We start from the raw sequence: 20403 nt of genomic DNA on the forward strand, positions 1-20403 counted from the left end.
GCGTCACGTTTGTGGAGTGCAGAATCCCGCTCCCCTTGAATGCGCGCTGCTTTTCCGCAACACTATTTGGTGTGTAAACGCTTACCCCCAATAAGAAGGTAATGAATGGCGACAATAAAGGATGTGGCCCGTCTGGCAGGCGTGTCGGTGGCAACCGTCTCGCGCGTGATTAACAACTCCCCAAAAGCCAGTGACGCATCACGCCAGGCGGTACAAAGCGCCATGGAATCCCTTAACTATCATCCCAACGCCAACGCCCGCGCGCTCGCACAGCAGTCCACTGAAACCATTGGGCTGGTGGTGGGAGATGTTTCTGACCCCTTTTTCGGCGCCATGGTAAAAGCGGTTGAACAGGTTTCGTATCAGACAGGCAATTTTTTGCTGATCGGCAATGGCTATCACAATGAACAAAAAGAACGCCAGGCCATTGAGCAGCTGATCCGCCACCGCTGCGCGGCGCTGGTTGTGCACGCCAAAATGATCCCGGATGCCGAACTGATTCATCTGATGAAGCAAATCCCCGGGATGGTAATCATCAACCGTATTATTCCCGGGTTTGAAAAACGCTGCGTGGCGCTCGACGACCGCTACGGTGCCTGGCTTGCGACCCGCCATCTGATTCAACAGGGCCATACCCGAATTGGTTATCTCTGTTCCAATCACCCGATTTCTGATGCGGAAGACCGCCTGCAGGGCTACTACGATGCCCTGCGCGAAAACGGCCTGCCGTGCAACGACCGCCTGGTGGCCTACGGTGAACCGGATGAGAGCGGCGGTGAGCAGGCCATGACCGAGCTGCTAGGCCGCGGGCGCAATTTCACGGCGGTGGCCAGCTATAACGACTCCATGGCCGCAGGCGCAATGGGGGTGTTGAACGACAATGGGATTGAGGTACCGGCAGAAATCTCACTGATTGGCTTTGATGATGTGCTGGTCTCCCGCTACGTGCGACCGCGCCTGACCACCGTACGTTACCCAATCATCACGATGGCAACGCAGGCCGCCGAGCTGGCGCTAGCGCTGGCGGAGCAACGCCAGCCGCCGGATATTACCCATATCTTCAGCCCAACCCTGGTGCGCCGTCACTCCGTTGCATCCCCTGCAGAAGCGCAGAGCGAATAGCGGTAAAGGTGTACCGTCTTGTTCGGGTATTCGAGCGCATCGCCAACGTACTGCCAGCCGTAACGTTCATAGAAGTCGCGGCAGGCAGACCACAGATGGAGCTCCTCGTACCCGGCCTGCGCGGCATAGGTCATAACATACTGCTGAAGCTGCCCCGCCAGCCCTTTTCCACGCGCCGCGTCGTCAACGAACAGCGCCGCCAGCCACGGGCAGAGATCCTGTCGGGTGATCAAATCGCAGCGCCAGAGCCCCACCGTGCCGAGAAGTCGTTCGCCTTCAACGGCAATAAAGGTCAAAGGTAATGCTCCCGGCGTCTGGCTGTGCTCAACGATGCTGTGGAAAAATTCACGGGGAAGCCCCTCGCCAAAGGCCTGCCAGATCCAGTCTGTCACCAGCTCCGCATACTGAGGCGCGGCGTAAAGAGGCAAAATCGTCATACCAGCTTCCCCTGGAAAATCGGTACGGACTCAAACAGATAGCCGTCAAAATCTGGCGCATCTTCATCCGAGAGTTCAAGCAAGCTCTTTTTGACATTTTCGAGGTGCTGAAACATCGCCTGCCAGGCCCCCATCACGTCACGACGACGGAGCGCCGCAAGGATAGTTTGCCTGTCGCCCAGCCATTTCAGACGGTATGCGCGGCTGGCGATGTGGACATTAAACTGCTGCCATAGCGGGCTGCTGTCCATGTGGTGCCAGATGCTTTCCACCGTCGCCAGCAGCATCTGGTTTTGCGTTGCGCCCGCCAGCACCAGGTGGAACATCTTGTTGTTATCCTGGCTGTGGTCGTCGACGGCTATCGCGCGCTGCTCCTGCTCGATGATTCGGCGCAGGTTGTCGATATCGGCACGTGTTGCCATTTTGGCGGCAAACGCGGCAATATTGCTTTCAAGAAGCTGGCGCGCTTGCAGGATCTCAAACGGCCCCACGTCGCTGTTAAGAAAACGCTCTTCTTCGTTTTCGTGTTCTTCCGGGATGCGCATAACGTACACGCCGGACCCCTGACGGATATCGACCGTACCCTGTAACTCCAGCATCAGCAGCGCCTCGCGCACGATGGTGCGGCTCACGCCATAGGTTTCAGCGATATTACGCTCCGGCGGCAGACGGGAACCAACGGGATAGTGCCCCTGGATAATCTGCGCCCGCAAATCCTCGCCAATTTCCTGGTACTGTTTTTTTTCCGGCAGGATGACAGCCTTATCCACGTTACCACCTGTTTTTTCAGTTAATGCGCAGGCCGGGCGTCCTCCCGGCCAGTTTGTAGGCTATTTTACCAGAACCCGCCTGGTTTTCGCCTACTTCCATTCATCGTCAACGCCGAGCGTGAGGACGCGGGTATCGCGCAGCTGGCGAAACCAGGTTGCCGATTTTTTCGCTCGCCGGGCGCGGTTATCGTCCAGATCAATCTCAATCAGACCATAGCGATTTTTGAAGGCGTTCATGGGCGAGACATTGTCGGTAAAGGCCCACAGCATATAGCCGTGACAGTTCGCCCCCGCCTCTCGCGCCAGCAGCGCGTAGTAAAGGTGCTCGCTGATAAACGCAATGCGGTAGCTGTCGTCGATGATGCCGTCATCGTTGCGAAACCGCGCTTCGTTTTCTACGCCCATCCCGCTCTCCGCCACGAACCAGTTGATGTTGCGGTATTCCTGCTTAATCCGCATCGCCATGTCGTAAATAATGCGCGGGTAGATCTCCCAGCCGCGAGAGGGGTTCATCCGCCGCCCCGGCAGCTCAAACGGCTCGTAGTAGTACGCCGGGTGGAACGGCGTCTCCGGGTGCCAGGCGCGGGAGGGCGCTTTTACGCGGTGCGGGTAATACAGGTTAATCCCCAGCTCATCAACGGTGTTTTCCGCGATCAGCGCCAGCTCGTCTGCCGTGTAGTCCCACGGAACCTGGTGCTGCTCCAGCAGGGTAAAAAGCGCAGGTGGATAATGCCCGTGCACCAGCGGATCGAGAAAGACGCGGTTGTAGAACAGATCGTACATTTCTGCCGCCCGCACGTCATGCGGCGCGCGGGAGCGCGGATACGTGACTTCCGGGTTAAGAATACAGCCCACCGAGCCGCGGTAGCCTTTGGCGCGAAACAGCTTCACTACCTTCGCCGTCGCCAGCACCATGTGGTGATTCCACTGCATCCAGGTACCGGTGTTCTGCTCGTACGGCCAGCGCAGCGCGTCAAGGTAGACGCGGGTCTGGACCACAATCGGTTCGTTGAAGGTAAACCAGCGGGTCACTTTGCCGTGGAAGCGTTCAAACACCTTTTCCGCATAGCGGACAAACAGCTCAACCACGTGCTTCGACGCCCAGCCGCCGTATTTTTCAAGCAGCACGCCGGGAAGCTCGTAGTGTTCCAGGCAGATCATCGGCTCAATGCCCTGACGGCGCATTTCATCAAACAGATCGGCGTAATACGCGGCGTACTCCTCATCCACCGTCGCATTTTCATAATCGGTCAAAAAACGGGACCAGTTGATCGAGGTCCGGTAATGCGTCAGCCCCGCCTGCTTCATCAGAGCCACATCTTCACGGAAGCGATTGATAAAATCGGTCGCCACCGCCGGGCCATAGCCGTTGTGCCAGACGTGACGATCGTTCTTATACCAGAGGTCTATCCACGAATCCTGGCCCGGTTTTTTGCCGCTCCAGCCTTCGGTTTGCCAGGCTGACGCCGCCGCGCCGAGAATAAAATCCTGCGGCAGAGTTATCTTTTTTGTGCTCATCGCATCCTCACACGTTATCGGGGGCTTGCTGCAGCGCGGCCTGCTCTGCGCGGCGAGAGGCAATCTTCACAAACGGCAGATAGATAATGACGGCAGTAACGATGCAAATAAGCTGGGTGACCACCGCCCCCATCGACCCTGCAGTTGAAAGCCAGGCGTTAATCAGCGGCGGCGTGGTCCAGGGCACCATCACCACGGCTTTACCGGCAAAACCGGTTACCGTTGCAAAGTAGCCAATCGATCCGGTCACCAGAGGGGTGATGATGAAGGGAATGGCGAGGATCGGGTTAAGCATGATTGGCATACCGAAGATCACCGGCTCGTTAATGTTAAAGATGCCGGGGCCGATAGAGAGTTTGGCGATCTCCTTCATCTCTTTGCGTTTGGTAGCGATCATCACCGCGATCAGCAAACCGATGGTGAGCCCCGATCCGCCGATGCTCATATACACGTCCCAGAACGGCATAGTGATGATGTTCGGGACCTCTTTACCCTGCTCGAAGGCGCTCATGTTGACGGTGATCGCCCCCAGCAGCAGCGGCTCGCGGATGGGCTTAATCATCTGGTTGCCATGAATGCCAATCACCCAGAACAGCTGAGCCACAAACATCAGCAGCAGAATGCCCGGCAGACTTTGCACCACGCGCTCCAGCGGCTGTTGCACCACCTGATAGACCGCATCGTAGAGATACATGCCGGTGATTTGATGGAATACAAAGCCGAAGGTGGCAATGGCAGTGGTTGTGATGATCGCCGGGATCAGCGCGGAGAAGGACGCGGCCACGTTAGGCGGCACCGTATCCGGCATTCTGATCTTTAGCCCCTTGCGGTTTTCCAGCCAGCAGTAAATTTCTACCGAAAGAATGGCGATAAACATGCCGAGGAACAGGCTGCGGGTATCGGAGAACTGACGCAGCAGGACATCCTTCACCACGTGCATTTCGCCATCCACCAGCATTTCCACGGTGGTCGGCGTCACGCAGATAAAGCAGATCACCGCCAGCAGGCCGGGGAACAATGATTTTATGCCGTTAATACGCCCCAGTTCGATGCCGATTAAAAACACCGCGCCAATATTGAGGAAATTCAGGGTCGCGTAATTAAGCGCGCTGGTGATCGGTTTCAGCACTGCGAGGAATGACAGGGACTGGAAGCTCGCCAGGCCGTTTTTCGGATCCAGTACCATGTTGGAGATCAGTACCGAAAATGCGCCAACGATGATGACCGGCATTAAGGTAATGAAGGCAGACTTGATCGCCATAATATAGCGATAGCTGTTGAACGTAGTGGCGAAACTGCCCAGAGAATCGATCAGTTTTTCCTGTAATGCCATAGGGTAATACCTCAGTAAAAGGGCTTTTATGGAATAAGAGGGTCAGCCGGATACTATTGGCATACCAAAAATAGCTTTAAGGGGCTTTACGATCTGTGATTAAGCTCTCAACGAGGCAAGAGGTATTCCAGATGAATATTTTTTCCCATTTTGGCATACCACTTAAAGACGTTTATCCCGCGCTCAGCGATCCTTACCAAAAAGCGTGATCGTGGCGGAATTTTTGCGCCTCCCGCGTCGCTTATACGCCGTGAGGTCTGTGTTAAACTGCAGATCATTACGTGGAATCAGGAATGTAGAATGGCAACAATGCTGGATGTCTCACTGCGTGCGGGCGTGTCAAAGGCCACGGTATCGCGCGTGCTGAACGGCACAGGTCAGGTTAAAGAGAGTACGCGCCAGCAGGTGTTTGCTGCGATGGAAGAGCTGGGCTACCGCCCAAACTTTCTCGCGCGCTCGCTGGCAAACCAGACCAGCAACAGCATTGGTCTGGTCGTCTCCACCTTCGATGGCTTTTACTTTGGTCGCCTTCTGCAACAGGCGTCGCGGCAGACCGAAACCCACGGAAAACAGCTGATCGTCACCGACGGCCACGACGCGCCGGAGCAGGAAGAGCAGGCGGTGCAGATGCTGGCCGATCGCCAGTGCGATGCCATCGTGCTTTACACGCGCTATATGAGCGAAAAAGCGATCATCAAGCTGATGAACACCGTGCAAACGCCGCTGGTGGTCATTAACCGTGAAGTCAGCCTGGCGCCGGATCGCTGCGTGTTCTTCGAACAGCAGGATGCCGCGTTTAAGGCCGTGGATTACCTGATCAATCAGGGCCACCGGGAGATCGCCTGTATCACCGTCCCGATCCACACCCCAACCGGGAAAGCGAGGCTAATGGGCTATCGCAAGGCGCTGGAAAAGCACGGCATACGTCTGGACGAGCGTCGGATAAAGTACGGTGATGCGGGAATGACGCGGGGATATGAGCTATGCAAAGAGCTGATTGCCGACGGTGTTTCGTTCAGCGCCCTGTTTGCCTGTAACGATGATATGGCGCTGGGTGCGTCCAAAGCGTTGCACCAGGCGGGGCTGAAAATCCCGCAGGATATTTCACTGTTCGGCTTTGACGATGCCCCAAGCGCGAAATGGCTGGAGCCTGCGCTCTCATCGGTGTATCTGCCTATCGATAATATGATTGTCACGGCCATCGATCAGGCGATCCGGCTGGCAAAAAACCAGCCGGTCGATGCCATCCCGCCGTTTACCGGCACGCTGGTATTACGCGATTCGGTCACCACCGGGCCCTACTTTACTCAAACGAGCTCCAGCGCCAGCAGCTCCTGAATGGTCTGGCGACGACGGATCAGCCGCGCCTTGCCGTTATCAAACAGCACTTCCGGCAGCAGCGGGCGGCTATTGTAGTTTGATGACATAGACGCCCCGTAGGCTCCGGTATCATGCAGCACGAGATAATCACCCGGCTTGACCTCTGGCAGCGCGCGGGTTTCCACTTTGCCGCCTTCCTGCTGGGTAAACACATCGCCCGATTCGCACAGCGGCCCCGCAACGACCGTCTCAACGCGCGGCGCCTGCGTTAAATCGCGGCCGTCGGCAGCCAGCGCCGTAATGTGGTGATAGCTGCCGTACATCGACGGACGCATCAGATCGTTAAAACCTGCGTCAATCAACACGAAGTGGCGAGACCCCATCTCTTTCACGCTGCGCACCTGCGAAACCAGTACGCCTGCCTCGGCTACCAGGAAACGACCCGGCTCAATTTCCAGCTTCACCGCGTGGCCCAGATGCGCAGCGATTTGATCACGCGCGGCGCTCCACAGGCCGTAATAGTGATCGGTATCGATCGCCTCTTCCCCTTCGCGATAAGGAATAGAGAGACCGCCGCCGGCAGAGATCGCCTCCAGATCCTGACCAAAATCGACCACCTGGCGCACCATCGCCCCGCACACCTGCTCGAGGTGGCCGTAATCCACGCCCGACCCAATGTGCATATGAATACCCACCAGCTTCAGGCCGTAACGCTGGAGCACCTCCAGCGCAGCAGGCATATCGGCATACCAGATCCCGTGCTTGCTGTTTTCACCGCCGGTGTTGGTTTTTTGGCTGTGCCCATGACCAAAGCCCGGGTTCACGCGCAGCCAGACGCGGTGGCCAGGAGAAACCTGTCCAAGCTGCTCCAGCATATCCACAGAGCCCGCATTCACCGGGATCTGCAGTTCGTGGACGCGCGCCAGGGTGGCATCGTCAATCACATCGGCGGTAAAGACGATCGCATCGCTGTCGGCTTTCGGATCGAATCCGGCCGCCAGCGCGCGCTCGATTTCGCCCAGCGAAACGGAGTCAACCTTTACCCCCTGCTCGCGCATCAGGCGCAGAATATGAATATTGGAGCACGCCTTCTGGGCAAAACGCACCACGTCAAACTGATGCAGTGCCGCAATTTTCTCGCGAACGATCTGCGCGTCGTAGACCCAGACGGGGCAGCCAAACTCGGCAGGCAGGCGCAGGAGGTTATCAGCGTTCAAATCGGTATCGGTCTGGTTCAGCGGGCGTGGCATGGTCTTCTCCGGATAAAGGCGTTTTGATGATTACGCCACAGCGTGAAGAGAATAAAAAATATCGTTTTATCGCGAGTCTATGCAAAAATGATATGGATACCATTACGCCTTCAGGTGCCCTATGCCCGCCGTCAACTTACGCCATATCGAGATTTTTCATGCCGTCATGACCACCGGCAATCTCACCGAAGCCGCGCAGATGCTGCATACCTCGCAGCCGACGGTGAGCCGCGAGCTGGCGCGCTTCGAAAAGGTGCTGGGGCTGAAGCTGTTCGAACGTACCCGAGGCAGGCTTCACCCGACGGTGCAGGGGTTACGTCTGTTCGAAGAAGTACAGCGCTCCTGGTACGGGCTGGACAGAATAGTGAGTGCAGCGGAAAGCCTGCGCGAGTTTCGTCAGGGCGAGTTGTCCATCGTCTGTCTGCCCGTCTTTTCGCAGTCGTTCCTGCCCATGCTGCTGCAGCCTTTTCTGGCCCGATATCCGGAAGTCAGCCTCACCATCGTGCCGCAGGAATCGCCCCTGCTGGAAGAGTGGCTTTCGGCACAGCGTCATGATTTAGGGCTAACCGAAACCCTCTCCACCCCAGCAGGAACGGAACGCCTGGAATTGCTCTCTTTAGATGAAGTGTGCGTTCTCCCCGCCGGGCATCCGCTTGCCGGTAAGGCGGTGCTCACGCCAGAGGATTTTCATGGGGAAAACTACATTAGCCTGTCGCAGACTGACAGCTACCGGCAACTCCTGGACACCCTGTTTGCCGAGCATCAGGTAAAACGGCGAATGGTTGTGGAGACGCACAGCGCGGCCTCGATTTGCGCAATGGTGCGGGCGGGCGTCGGCGTCGCGGTCGTTAACCCGCTTACGGCGCTGGACTATGCCGGAAACGGGATTGTCATCCGCCGCTTTAGCGTTTCCGTCCCGTTCACCGTTAGCCTGATTCGCCCGCTGCACCGTCCGGCTTCCGCGCTAGTGGAGGCTTTTACCGAACACTTGATTGAGCACGCCCGTCAGGTGGCGCTTCGCTTACCTGACCTGCAAAACCCGTTATGACAGCATAAACTCCACGGCGTCCGCTGCATGGATGGCGGCGGTATCAAATACCGGAACGGGGCTTCGATCGGCCGGCACCAGCAGACCAATCTCGGTGCAGCCGAAAATTACGCCTTCTGCCCCCTGCTGCGCCAGCTTTTCAATCACGCTGACGTAATACGCCCGGGAAGACTCGCTGAAGGTGCCGAGGCAGAGTTCGTCAAAGATAATCTGGTTGATGCGCGCCCGGTCGGCCTCATCCGGGATCAGGCTTTCGATACCAAACTCATCCTGCAAACGCCCGCGATAAAAATCCTGTTCCATGGTGTAGCGCGTGCCCAGCAGCGCCACGCGCTTCATCCCGGATGCCGTAATTGCACGCCCGGTCGCGTCAGCGATATGCAGGAACGGCAGCGAACAGCGCGCCTCGATATGCGACGCCACTTTGTGCATGGTATTGGTACAAAGCAATATCCCCTCGGCGCCGGCACGCTCCAGTCCCAGCGCAGCCTGGGCCAGAATCTCCCCGGCTTTATCCCACTCGCCGCTCGACTGGCAGGCTTCTATTTCATGGAAATCAACGCTGTGCAGCAGCAGACTCGCGGAATGCAGACCACCCAGGCGCTGCTTTACCCCTTCGTTAATCAGGCGGTAATACGGGATTGTCGATTCCCAGCTCATTCCACCTAACAGGCCAATCGTTTTCATCATCCCTCCTTATCTCTGGTCTCTCTTTCTAGCACAACCAACGCCAATAAAAAAAGGCGCTGTATTCAGCGCCTTTTTTAAACTGCAGAGTTTATTCCGTCACCGGCTCCGGCAGCGGATTACGGGTGAGCATCGCTTCGCGCAGTAAAACGCTACCGCAGGCAAACAGCCCGCCCAGGATCGCCGACAGAAGGACAATCAGGGCTTTACCCGGGCCATCTTTTTTCACCGGCATAGAAGGAGAAAGCTGGTACCTGAATGGCTCAAGCTGGACATCGGCAAAGGAGAGTTTTTTCAGCTGTGCCAGATAGTATTCCCGGTTCTGGAAATCCGCATTCAGCTCGGTCACATCCTTCAGATTTTTTTCAATCTGCAGTTTTTGCGCAATCCCGTCAGCGCCGAGCGCAACAGAGTAATCAGGATCATCCTTCACCGCCTGGCCGTTGCTGTAAACCGGCTTCTTGATGCCTGCAGCATTCGCCACTGACAGCGAATAATTCAGTCGCTGCAGGTTGGTATTGTGAATATTGGTCAGGCGGACGCGATCCAGCTCCAGCTGCTGCTCAACGGCTTTCGTTTTCAGAGCGATCTGGCTGCGGATATTCTGCACCGTCTCTTTCTCGACAATCGCTGCGATATAATTGATATATCCCTGCAGGACGGATTGGGCATCGCCCGCTGTCGGCGCGGTGAAGCTTAATGTCCAGGAGACATACGGCATTTTATCCGCATCTTTTGCCTGAGTGTCGTTCACCGCTTTCATTCTTTCTGAGATGTTGACTATCGCCCGATGCAGCTCAATCGGGTCCACCTCCGCGCCTTCCAGCTGCGACGTCACGTAAGGAGAGGTTTTCATGTACTCTTCGAGCAATGACTGAGACTGAAACTTTTTGATAAACAGGTCAAAGACTTCCGGGCGGGAAATTTTCGCATCCACGTCAAGCACCTGTAACTCAACCAGCATCTGGCGCAGCGGGTTCCACTGCAGCTGTTCTGCCTGCGTGATCACGGCTTTACTGGTCCATTTCTGCGGCAGCAAAAATGAAACGGCAAGCCCTACCAGGGTGAACGCAAGGGTAACGGCAACGATGCGCTTTTTCGCCGCCAACAGCACCTCAACCAGACCCAAAAGATCTATCTCTTTAGCGTGTACAACCGGGGTGGCATAACGGGGAAAATCAAGATCTGTGCTTTTTTTGATATCCATCTCAGACATATGCATTTTTCTTTTTAGGATGCGTTTCATTTTGCGCAAATAATAGCGGTGGTCCGATGATACATTATCCTAAGAATTATCTTAAGTTCAAATCCCTATATTTATCTCCCCCTGCCAGAGTTGGTAGTGAGTTTCATTACGTTACTATTGTAATAAAGCACTGACTTACCAACTCTGACTGTATTAAACGCTTAGACAGGCCAGACGATCACACGCCGATATTGCGCAGTTTCTCTCCTGCCATCAGCTTGCGCTCGATATGTTCCAGCGTCACGCCTTTGGTTTCAGGAATCAGCCAGAACGTGACGCCAATAAACGCCACGTTCAGCACCGTGTAGAGCCAGAACGTTCCCGCCGCGCCAATCGCGTCCAGCAGGGTCAGGAAAGTCGCACCGATGATCATGTTGGACACCCAGTTGGTGGTCGTGGAACAGGTGATGCCAAAGTCACGGCATTTGAGCGGCTGAATTTCGGAGCACAGGATCCACACCACGGGCGCGGCACTCATCGCGTATCCTGCAATACACATCATGGTCATACCGACAGAGAGCCAGGAGAGACCGCTTGAGGCCGTGCCGTTATCAAACTGCATCAGGCAGTAGCCGAGGATCAGCGTGCCGAGCGCCATCACGCTGAAGCCAATTTTCAGCGCCGGCTTACGTCCGGCTTTATCCACGGTGAATACGGCGATAAAGGTAGCGAACATGAAGGTCAGCCCGACCACCAGGGTGGCTATCATCTGCTGTTCCGTGGTGGTGAACCCGGCCATTTTGAAAATGCGCGGCGCGTAGTACATGATGATGTTCATGCCGGTGAATTGCTGCATCGCCTGCAGCAGCATGCCGAGGAAGACCGCGCGGCGCACGTTGCGGTTGATTTTGAATAACGCCCAGCCCCCCTGCTTCAGCTTCAGGCTTTCGCGGATCTCATTCAGCTCTTCACGCGCTTTTTCCGAGGTGTCGCGCAGCATGCGCAGCACCTCTTCCGCCTCCACGTGGCGCCCTTTTTGCGCCAGCCAGCGCGGACTGTTCGGCAGGAAAACCACCAGCACGATCAGCACCAGTGCCGGTAGCGCCAGCACGCCCAGCATTGCGCGCCAGTTGCCGCTGTAGCTGAAGTACGTGTCGGACAGGAACGCCAGCACAATACCCAGCGTAACCATCAGCTGGTACATGCTGATCATCTTCCCGCGCACGTTCTCACTCGCCATTTCGGAGAGATAAAGCGGCGCCGTATAAGAGGCAATCCCCACAGCCACACCCAGCAGCACGCGGGAGAGCAGCAGCACTTCAACGTTCGCGGCAAACGCGGAGCCAATGGAGCCTGCGGCAAACAGAACCGCTCCGACCATCAGGCTGTATTTGCGCCCCAGACGAAACGAGAGCCAGCCGTTAAACAGCGCGCCGATAGCCGCGCCGAGCATCATGCTGCTCACCACCCACTCCTGCAGGCGGCTACTCAGGGTAAAGTGATCGGTAATAAACGGTAATGCGCCGGCAATCACGCCGATATCCAGCCCGAATAACAGGCCCGCCACGGCGGCGGCGATGGAGACAAACTGATTCATGCGGCGCGTATCGCGCAGCGCCGCGGGCATAAGGGTAGAGTCATTTATTGATGTCATGGTTTCCTGCCTGAACAGTGAAATGCGTTAAGTGAAATTACGAGATAGCGAGAAAAAGTGTCAGGTGGGAAAAGGTGAAGATATGGATTATTTCGCTGCGACATAGCGATCTGTGATGGACATTACAATTTCAACTAACGCTGAATAATCACATTATTTTACTAATACCTTAATTTTGCAGAATTAAAAGTGTGATGGCAGTCATTCATGATTTTTTAGTATGGATTTTTCGTGTTTATCCATATGGACTTTGACAATTTTTGAGCAAAAAAAACCTCCGCCCGAAAGCAGAGGTATTTGACCGAAACGAGCTACCGCGCCAGCCAGCCGCCATCAACCGCCACGGTGTAGCCGTTGATATAGTCCGATGCCGACGAGGCCAGAAAGACCACTGGCCCCATCAGATCGCGCGGGAGGCCCCAGCGCCCCGCCGGAATGCGGTCGAGGATTTCCGCGCTGCGCTGCTCGTCGGCGCGCAGCTGCTGCGTGTTGTTGGTCGCCATGTAGCCCGGCGCAATGGCATTCACATTGATATTATGCTTCGCCCATTCGTTCGCCAGCAGGCGGGTCACGCCCATCACTGCGCTTTTGGACGCGGTGTAAGACGGCACGCGGATGCCGCCCTGGAACGAGAGCATGGAGGCAATATTAACGATCTTGCCGCCTTTCCCCTGGGCAATAAAATGCTTTGCCGCCGCCTGGGACATAAAAAATACGCTCTTGATGTTCAAATCCATCACGTCGTCCCAGTCGCGCTCGCTGAAGCTGATCGCATCTTCGCGGCGAATCAGCCCGGCATTGTTCACCAGAATGTCGATATGCCCGAATTCAGCCACTGCGCGATCCAGCAGTTCAGGAATGGCGTCGATTTTACGCAGGTCAGCGGTCAGGCTCAGGAAACGGCGGCCCAGCGCGGTCACGCGCTCGATGGTTTCCGTTGGCTCAACAATGTTGATACCCACGATATCGCAGCCCGCTTCCGCCAGGCCTAACGCCATCCCCTGCCCCAGCCCGGTGTCACACCCGGAAACCACGGCCACTTTACCCTGCAGAGAGAATGCATCCAGAATCATGTTTGTTCCTTACTCTTTGAGAGCCTGTCACTCACAGGCCGGTTTTTACTTCACCGCCCGCGACTAGCGCAGATCGCTGACCGCAACGTGGTCCATGTCATCAAAGACCTGGTTTTCCCCCACCATTCCCCAGATAAAGGTATAGGCTTTCGTCCCTACGCCGGAGTGAATAGACCAGCTCGGCGAAATCACCGCCTGCTCGTTGTGCATCACGATATGGCGCGTTTCCTGAGGCTGTCCCATCATATGGAACACGCAGGCGTCCTCTTCCATATTGAAGTAGAAGTAGACTTCCATCCGGCGCTCGTGGGTATGGCACGGCATGGTGTTCCACAGGTTGCCCGGCGCAAGTTCGGTCAGCCCCATGCTGAGCTGGCAGGTCTCCAGCACGTCCGGCACGAAGTACTTATTGATGGTGCGGCGGTTGCTGGTGAGGTTATCGCCCAGCGTGACCGGCGCGACGTCTGCCGGGGTCACTTTTTTGGTTGGGAATGTGACGTGAGCCGGCGCGCAGTTGTAGTAAAACTTCGCAGCCCTGCTGCCGTCGATGCTGGCAAAGACCACGTCTTTCGCACCTTTCCCCACGTACAACGCCTCGCGATGACCAATCTCATAGCACTGTCCGTCTACGGTGATGGTGCCCGGCCCGCCGATGTTAATCACGCCGAGCTCGCGACGCTCGAGGAAATAGCTTACCCCCAGCTGTTTACCGACTTCGCCGCCCACGGAGACGGCTTTCGCGACGGGCATAATCCCGCCCACGATAATGCGGTCGATATGGCTATAAACCATGGTGTACTTATCGGCCTCGAACACCTGCTCGACTAAAAACGCATTGCGCAGCCCCTGAGTATCCAGCGTTTTGGCGTGCGCACTGTGGATGCTTTCTCTGACGTCCACGGTAACCTCCAGATGTGGTCATGCCCGAAGGCAGAAAATAAACGAAACAGCGTTCCGTTTTTCGTATTGAACACATACTATCGGCATAAAGTGGGCTTTTCAATTATATTTAAAACATCGTTTCATTTTTATTTTTTGTTTATCGCGAAAATGATGTGCGGATCACGATATAACCGCCGGGAGAAAAAGAGCACGATAAAAAAAACCTCCCGGAGGAGGTTTTTTCAGTGAGGAAAGATTAACGTTCGATGGCCAGCGCCACCCCTTGCCCACCGCCTATACAGAGGGTGGCAATCCCTTTACGGGCGTTGCGCTTTTTCATTTCGTGGACCAGCGAAACCAGGATTCGGCACCCGGACGCGCCGATAGGATGCCCCAACGCGATCGCCCCACCGTTAACGTTGACCCGCAGCGGATCCCACTCCAGCATTTTGCCGACCGAGATCGCCTGCGCGGCAAAGGCTTCGTTCACCTCAATCAGATCCACATCAGCGAGCTGCCACCCCGCGCGATCCAGGCAGCGGCGCGTCGCGTAGACCGGCGCAATCCCCATTAGCGCAGGATCAACCCCCACGCTGGCGAAGGCCTTAATGCGGGCTAACACGGGAAGGTCGAGTTCGAGGGCTTTGCTTTCGCTCATCATCATGACGGCTGCGGCACCGTCGTTAATAGAAGAGGCATTTCCCGCCGTGACCGAGCCCTGCGTTTCAAAAGCCGGATTCAGCCTCGCCAGGCCTTCCGCGCTGGCGTCGGTGCGCGGCTGTTCATCGGTATCCACGACGATAACCTCGCCGCTCTGACGCCGGGTGCTGACCGGGACAATTTCGTCGCGAAAACGCCCGGAATCAATCGCCGCGCGCGCTTTTTGCTGCGAGCTTAGCGCATACGCGTCCTGCAGTTCACGGCTGATGCCGTACTCGCGCGCCAGGTTTTCCGCCGTCACGCCCATATGGTAGTCGTTGAAGGCATCCCACAGCCCGTCATGCACCAGGCTGTCGAGCAGCTGGCTGTTGCCCAGCTGCGCGCCGGTACGGCTGTCGGTCAATACGTGCGGCGCGCGGCTCATATTCTCCTGTCCGCCGGCAATGACCACGTCCGCTTCGCCGCACTGAATCGCCTGCGTGGCGAGATGCAGCGCTTTTAATCCTGACCCACAGACGTCGTTGATGGTAATGGCGGAAACGGTATTGGGCAGCCCGCCCTTCAGCGCGGCCTGGCGCGCAGGGTTTTGCCCGGCGCCGGCCGTGAGCACCTGTCCCAGGATCACCTCATCCACTTCATGTGCTGCGATCCCGCTGCGTTCCACCAGCGCTTTCACCACCACGCTTCCCAGGTCAACCGCCGAGTGACGCGCAAGCGCTCCCTGAAAACAGCCGATAGCTGTACGCAACGCACCCACTATTACGACATCTTTCATCACGACCTCTGTGTTAAATGACATGACGATAGTAGAGGATTGTTACTGGCAATTATCTTAATTGTTTAAAAATAGTGAGTTTAATCACAAGGATCAGCGCGCATCCTGCAGATACTGCCGCAGCCAGCTTCCGGCCACGCCGGGAGGGGATCGTTTATTCCACAGCAGATCGATGCCGATCGCCCGCGGCCAACCTGGAACATTAAGCTGTACCAGAGATTTCGCGGCGGCAAATTCATCCACCAGCGCGCACGGTAGCACGCACCAGCCGAATCCCTGTACCGCCATACTCAAGAGTAACAGGTAATTTGGTGCTGACCAGACGGGCCCGCGCGCGATCTCAGCCTCGCGCTCAAGATAGGTGCTAAGCCGCAGCTCCCGCCAGCCGTGGAGCTCGTCATGCTGAACGTCATCCTGACCGGCCAGCGGGTGCGTGGTCGAGACATAAATCGCCATGCGGGTCTGCATCGGCAGCCGGGTGGCGCCGATATCGGTGGGATAGCCGTCTCGCGCTTCCGTCAGACCAATCTGCGCTCGCTCTTTTTGCAGCAGATCGATCACGTCCTCCTCCTCGCCAATCAGACATTCGAATTCCGTATGGGGGAAGCGCGCGTCAAACTGTTTCATCATCTTTTCCAGCACGTCCGGGTTGAGGGTATCGGAAAGGACAAACGTCAGGCGCGCCTCCGTTTGCGCCGTGAGCGACACCGCCAGCTCATCCAGCCGCGTGCTGGCGGCAAGGATGACCTGCACGTAGCCCAGCACCTGTTCCCCCTGAGCCGTTAACACCGGCTGGCGCGCCGAGCGGTCAAACAGCTCGAATCCCAGGTCGGCTTCAAGATTGGCAATAGACGTGCTGATCGTCGACTGGCTTTTGCGCAGCCGGCGTGCGGCTGCCGAAAAAGATCCGGCCGCAACGGTCTCAACAAAGGCGGTAAGGGCTTCGGGTGAATAACGCATAACCTATCTACTTTAGCGATGGATACTATCTTTAATATATCAGCTTTACCGATGAAAATAGGCTGCATCAACGCCCATACCGGCGAATTAATGAGGTCTATGACTATGCAACATCAGGATGCACTCCAACGTAAACTGCCGGAGCGGATCTTTCACGCTGTGTGTTTCGAAGGGATCGCAACGGCGATCCTCGCCCCCACGGCGGCGTGGCTTATGCAGCGTTCCGTGGTAGAGATGGGTGGGTTGACCATTATCCTGGCCACTACGGCTATGGTCTGGAACATCATTTATAACTTCGGCTTCGACCGTTTCTGGCCGGTTCAGCGCGTGAAACGTACGGCGAAAGTGCGTGCGCTGCATGCGCTGGGGTTCGAATGCGGCTTTATTGTGATTGGCGTATCGATTGTTGCCGCCGTGCTGGGCGTCACGCTGCTTCAGGCATTCACACTGGAAATAGGTTTCTTCCTGTTCTTCCTGCCGTACACCATGTTCTACAACTGGGCGTACGATAGCCTGCGCGAGAAATTCCTTAAGCGTCGCCAGCAACGGCGCGCCCTGGCAGGCTAAACCTCCTCTGGCCGGACGCCCGTTCCGGCCAGTCCCCTTCGAAGCAACTGCGCTCTCCACGCATAACTATGGTAAATTGCACTTCATTCCGATGGTTTGATAGTTGAAACGTTGCTCTAATGTCGAAAATTTGGTCAAAAGATGAGACTCTCTGGAGTTTCGCTCTCTACGGCACGGCCGTGGGCGCAGGAACGCTTTTCCTGCCCATTCAGCTGGGCTCCGCAGGCGCTATTGTCCTGTTTATTACCGCCCTTGTGGCCTACCCATTAACCTACTGGCCGCACCGGGCGCTGGCGCAATTTATCCTGTCGTCAAAAACAAAAGGTAATGAAGGGATCACCGGCGCCGTCTCGCATTACTACGGCAGGAAGATTGGCAATCTGATCACCACGCTCTATTTCATCGCCTTCTTTGTGGTGGTGCAGATTTATGCGGTGGCCATCACCAACTCGTTAACGGAGCAGCTGGCGAAACGCCTGACGGTAGACACCACCGTTCGCGTGCTGGTCAGCCTTGGCGTGGTGCTGGTTCTGAACCTGATCTTCCTGATGGGGCGGCATATCACGATAAAAGTGATGGGCTTCCTGGTGTTTCCGCTAATTGCCTATTTCCTGTTTGTTTCGCTCTATCTGACCGGCAGCTGGCAGCCCTCGCTGCTCACCAGCCAGATGGCGTTCGATCGCCATACTCTGCATCAGGTGTGGATTTCGATTCCGGTGATGGTGTTCGCGTTCAGCCATACCCCGATTATCTCGACGTTCGCCGTTGACCGCCGCGAGAAGTTCGGGGACGAGGCCATGGCTAAATGCAAGAAAATCATGAAGGTGGCGTACCTGATTATCTGCCTGAGCGTGCTGTTCTTCGTCTTCAGCTGCCTGCTCTCTATCCCGCCTTCGTACATTGTGGCCGCCAAAGAGGAAGGGGTAACAATCCTGTCGGCGCTATCGATGATGCCCTCTTCTCCGGCCTGGCTGGGCATTTCCGGGATTATCGTGGCGATTATTGCGATGTCGAAATCGTTCCTCGGCACCTATTTTGGGGTGATTGAAGGGGCAACGGAGATCGTGAAGTCGTCGCTCAATCAGGTGGGTGTGAAAAAGAGCCGCGCCTTTAACCGCGCGATTTCCATTATGGGGGTGTCGTTAATCACCTTTGCAGTCTGCTGCATTAACCCGAACGCCATTTCGATGATTTACGCCATCAGCGGCCCGCTTATCGCCATGATCCTGTTCATCATGCCGACGCTGTCGACGTATCTCATCCCCTCGCTGAAACAGTACCGCTCCATTGGCAACCTGCTGACGCTTATCGTCGGCGTGCTGTGCGTGTCGGTGATGTTTGTCGGCTAATTCCCTTTCCTGCCCGGCGCGCTGCCGGGCAGGCCATTTATAGCGGAAAAGGCCTGTCCTGCACCACCGTTTTCATAACAAGCGTTGAGCGAAGATGCTGCACGCCGGGCATGGCGGAGAGCTTCTCGTCGTAGAGCTTCTGGAAAGCGGAAAGGTCGCGGGTCACGACGTGCATCAGATAATCAGGATCGCCAAACAGGCGCTGGGCCAGCACGATCTGCGGGATCTCTTCCACCGCCTCTTCAAACGCGCTAACCGCCTTACGGTCACCCTCTTTCAGCGTCGCAAACACTATCGCCAGGAAATTAAACCCCATTTTGGCGGGGTCGAGGCTGGCCCGGTATCCCGTTATGGCCCCGCTTTGCTCCAGCGCCCGCACGCGACGATGGCAGGGCGAGAGGCTCAGATTCACCCGCTCAGCCAGCTCGGTAAGCGACAGGCGGCCGTCAGACTGCAGCTCAGCAAGAATTTTTCGATCGATGCTATCCATGTGGAAGATTTTCTCATTTTAACCGTGTTATGAGCATAACATTGAAAGCCTATTTCGCAGGGTTAGCGATATTCTTTTTCGCAACATTTGACGCACTGCGGGAGTTTTCAGGACGATGGAAATGAGTATTGTGGCCGGCTTTTGGGTGGTTTCCTTTCTGCTCATCATGACCCCTGGGGCCGACTGGGCCTACGCCATTAGCGCCGGAATTAACGGCCGCCGCGTGGTCCCGGCGGTGATGGGGCTTATGTCCGGGCATCTATTAGCCACGCTGATTGTGGTGGCAGGCGTGGGGGTATTGATTGCCCAACATCCGCTGGCGTTAGCCGGGCTGACCGTGGCGGGAGCGCTGTATCTGCTGTGGCTTGGTATAACCTTGCTGCGACACCCGGCCGCACCGGAAAAGGCCACCCAACACGCGGGAAACTGGACACAGTGGGCGATGAAAGGGCTCTGCATTAGCGGCCTAAACCCGAAGGTTTTTTTACTGTTCCTGGCCCTGCTTCCGCAATTTACAGACCCGACCGGAAGCTGGTCGATAGCGATGCAGATGTCTGCGCTTGGGATAATGCATCTTATCACCTGTACCCTGGTCTACCTGCTGGTGGGGTATGGTTCGAAAGCGGTGCTGGCGACTCGGCCACAGGCGGCGCGGCTGGTGAGCAGGGCATCAGGAGGGTTGATGGTGCTGATCGCGCTGGTATTGCTTTTTGAGCAGATGAGATAAAAAAACACCGGCCATCGCCGGTGTTAGTTACGCCCGAATATCGTCATATTCCCGCGTTTTATCAAATTCATGTTTCGCGAACGGGCACAGCGGGATAATTTTACGGTTCTCACCGCGCATCTTCTCCACCACTTTCGCCACCAGCTGTTTACCGACGCCCTGCCCTTTCAGGCTCTCATCCACATCAGTGTGCTCGATAATGCTCAGGTGCTCGCCGGTCGGCACGAAGACAATCTCCGCGACCTGGTTGCCGTTCGCATCATTCACGTAAAACTTATTATGGCCTTCCAGAATATCCATGGTTCCTCGCTTATTTTTGGCGATACTTCAGCGCACCGCTCGGGCAGGTATCAATCACGCGTACAACCGTTTCAACGTCCACTTCATCGGGAATAATCCACGGTTTACGCTTCAGATTAAACAGCTTTGCGCTCCCACGCACGCAGTTACCCGAGTGTTTGCAGATCCCGGTGTTGAAGTAAACGTCAATTTTCTCGCCGGTATAGGCCCGGTAGCCCGCATCCAGTAGTTCTTTATCCATGACATTGCCTCTGTAATTATTATCGTGCTGAATGAAGCATAGCCTTACGGGATC

Annotated in this window: 21 protein-coding genes; 6 read left to right on the top strand and 15 right to left on the bottom strand. The window is 56.2% G+C overall.

The window, feature by feature from the left end; all coding sequences use genetic code 11:
* Positions 1–105: 105 nt before the first annotated feature.
* Positions 106–1122, top strand: a complete 1017-nt coding sequence (gene galR, locus ACWHWP_RS18950) for an HTH-type transcriptional regulator GalR (RefSeq protein ID WP_447856155.1) — start codon at positions 106–108, stop codon at positions 1120–1122.
* Here galR and ACWHWP_RS18955 read toward each other — a convergent pair.
* The 4 genes from ACWHWP_RS18955 to ACWHWP_RS18970 form a co-directional block, all read right to left on the bottom strand.
* A complete protein-coding gene (locus ACWHWP_RS18955) occupies positions 1083–1559 on the bottom strand; it encodes a GNAT family N-acetyltransferase (protein ID WP_447856156.1) in 477 nt (158 codons plus the stop codon). The two genes, galR and ACWHWP_RS18955, sit on opposite strands and share 40 nt — an antisense overlap.
* Entirely contained in the window at positions 1556–2329 is a 774-nt protein-coding gene (locus ACWHWP_RS18960; protein WP_447856157.1) for a GntR family transcriptional regulator, read from the bottom strand. The genes ACWHWP_RS18955 and ACWHWP_RS18960 overlap by 4 nt, the downstream gene beginning before the upstream one ends.
* 90 nt (positions 2330–2419) lie before the next feature.
* Positions 2420–3847, bottom strand: a complete 1428-nt coding sequence (locus ACWHWP_RS18965) for a glycoside hydrolase family 1 protein (protein ID WP_447856158.1) — start codon at positions 3845–3847, stop codon at positions 2420–2422.
* Positions 3848–3854: 7 nt separating this feature from the next.
* Positions 3855–5180, bottom strand: coding sequence for a PTS sugar transporter subunit IIC (locus ACWHWP_RS18970; protein WP_447856159.1), 1326 nt, complete (start codon positions 5178–5180; stop codon positions 3855–3857).
* A 300-nt stretch (positions 5181–5480) separates the two neighbouring features.
* Between ACWHWP_RS18970 and ACWHWP_RS18975 the strand changes: the two genes are divergently transcribed.
* Entirely contained in the window at positions 5481–6518 is a 1038-nt protein-coding gene (locus ACWHWP_RS18975; protein WP_047347975.1) for a LacI family DNA-binding transcriptional regulator, read from the top strand.
* On the opposite strand, the gene lysA is transcribed toward ACWHWP_RS18975, so the two are convergent.
* Entirely contained in the window at positions 6488–7750 is a 1263-nt protein-coding gene (lysA, locus tag ACWHWP_RS18980) for a diaminopimelate decarboxylase (protein ID WP_059311702.1), read from the bottom strand. The two genes, ACWHWP_RS18975 and lysA, sit on opposite strands and share 31 nt — an antisense overlap.
* 121 nt (positions 7751–7871) lie before the next feature.
* Here lysA and ACWHWP_RS18985 point away from each other — a divergent pair, with 121 nt between their 5' ends.
* A complete protein-coding gene (locus ACWHWP_RS18985; protein ID WP_059311701.1) occupies positions 7872–8798 on the top strand; it encodes a LysR family transcriptional regulator in 927 nt (308 codons plus the stop codon).
* Here the strand turns inward: ACWHWP_RS18985 and ACWHWP_RS18990 are convergent.
* From ACWHWP_RS18990 to ACWHWP_RS19020, 7 genes are all read right to left on the bottom strand, one after another.
* The gene (locus ACWHWP_RS18990) at positions 8793–9485 is read right to left on the bottom strand and encodes an aspartate/glutamate racemase (protein ID WP_063956944.1); all 693 of its coding nucleotides are present in this window, start codon (positions 9483–9485) and stop codon (positions 8793–8795) included. The two genes, ACWHWP_RS18985 and ACWHWP_RS18990, sit on opposite strands and share 6 nt — an antisense overlap.
* Positions 9486–9576: 91 nt before the next feature.
* Positions 9577–10701, bottom strand: coding sequence for an LPS O-antigen length regulator Wzz(fepE) (gene wzz(fepE) / locus ACWHWP_RS18995; RefSeq protein ID WP_447856160.1), 1125 nt, complete (start codon positions 10699–10701; stop codon positions 9577–9579).
* A 208-nt stretch (positions 10702–10909) separates the two neighbouring features.
* Entirely contained in the window at positions 10910–12343 is a 1434-nt protein-coding gene (gene araE / locus ACWHWP_RS19000) for an arabinose-proton symporter AraE (protein ID WP_447856713.1), read from the bottom strand.
* 293 nt (positions 12344–12636) lie between these two features.
* The gene (kduD, locus tag ACWHWP_RS19005; RefSeq protein WP_059311697.1) at positions 12637–13398 is read right to left on the bottom strand and encodes a 2-dehydro-3-deoxy-D-gluconate 5-dehydrogenase KduD; all 762 of its coding nucleotides are present in this window, start codon (positions 13396–13398) and stop codon (positions 12637–12639) included.
* Between the two features lie 63 nt (positions 13399–13461).
* Positions 13462–14298, bottom strand: a complete 837-nt coding sequence (gene kduI, locus ACWHWP_RS19010; RefSeq protein ID WP_063956946.1) for a 5-dehydro-4-deoxy-D-glucuronate isomerase — start codon at positions 14296–14298, stop codon at positions 13462–13464.
* Between the two features lie 238 nt (positions 14299–14536).
* Positions 14537–15715, bottom strand: a complete 1179-nt coding sequence (locus tag ACWHWP_RS19015; protein ID WP_047347967.1) for an acetyl-CoA C-acetyltransferase — start codon at positions 15713–15715, stop codon at positions 14537–14539.
* A 93-nt stretch (positions 15716–15808) separates the two neighbouring features.
* Positions 15809–16675: a LysR family transcriptional regulator gene (locus ACWHWP_RS19020; RefSeq protein WP_063956948.1), complete on the bottom strand. Its 867-nt coding sequence runs from the start codon at positions 16673–16675 to the stop codon at positions 15809–15811.
* Positions 16676–16780: 105 nt separating this feature from the next.
* Between ACWHWP_RS19020 and ACWHWP_RS19025 the strand changes: the two genes are divergently transcribed.
* Together ACWHWP_RS19025 and ACWHWP_RS19030 are read left to right on the top strand one after the other, a co-directional pair.
* Positions 16781–17242, top strand: a complete 462-nt coding sequence (locus tag ACWHWP_RS19025; RefSeq protein ID WP_047347965.1) for a multidrug/biocide efflux PACE transporter — start codon at positions 16781–16783, stop codon at positions 17240–17242.
* 119 nt (positions 17243–17361) lie between these two features.
* On the top strand, positions 17362–18591 hold the full coding sequence (locus tag ACWHWP_RS19030) for an amino acid permease (RefSeq protein WP_059311694.1): 1230 nt from the start codon (positions 17362–17364) through the stop codon (positions 18589–18591).
* Positions 18592–18628: 37 nt separating this feature from the next.
* On the opposite strand, the gene ACWHWP_RS19035 is transcribed toward ACWHWP_RS19030, so the two are convergent.
* Positions 18629–19081: an Lrp/AsnC family transcriptional regulator gene (locus ACWHWP_RS19035; protein ID WP_021242030.1), complete on the bottom strand. Its 453-nt coding sequence runs from the start codon at positions 19079–19081 to the stop codon at positions 18629–18631.
* Between the two features lie 115 nt (positions 19082–19196).
* Here ACWHWP_RS19035 and ACWHWP_RS19040 point away from each other — a divergent pair, with 115 nt between their 5' ends.
* A complete protein-coding gene (locus tag ACWHWP_RS19040) occupies positions 19197–19808 on the top strand; it encodes a LysE family translocator (protein ID WP_447856161.1) in 612 nt (203 codons plus the stop codon).
* 27 nt (positions 19809–19835) lie between these two features.
* On the opposite strand, the gene ACWHWP_RS19045 is transcribed toward ACWHWP_RS19040, so the two are convergent.
* Positions 19836–20108 carry a GNAT family N-acetyltransferase gene (locus tag ACWHWP_RS19045; protein ID WP_008499687.1) on the bottom strand — a complete coding sequence of 91 codons (273 nt, stop codon included), beginning with the start codon at positions 20106–20108 and terminating at the stop codon, positions 19836–19838.
* Between the two features lie 10 nt (positions 20109–20118).
* A complete protein-coding gene (gene yjdI, locus ACWHWP_RS19050) occupies positions 20119–20349 on the bottom strand; it encodes a 4Fe-4S mono-cluster protein YjdI (protein ID WP_008499689.1) in 231 nt (76 codons plus the stop codon).
* Between the last annotated feature and the right edge of the window lie 54 nt (positions 20350–20403).

Source organism: Enterobacter sp. WI-ESBL-E8 (assembly GCF_053364895.1).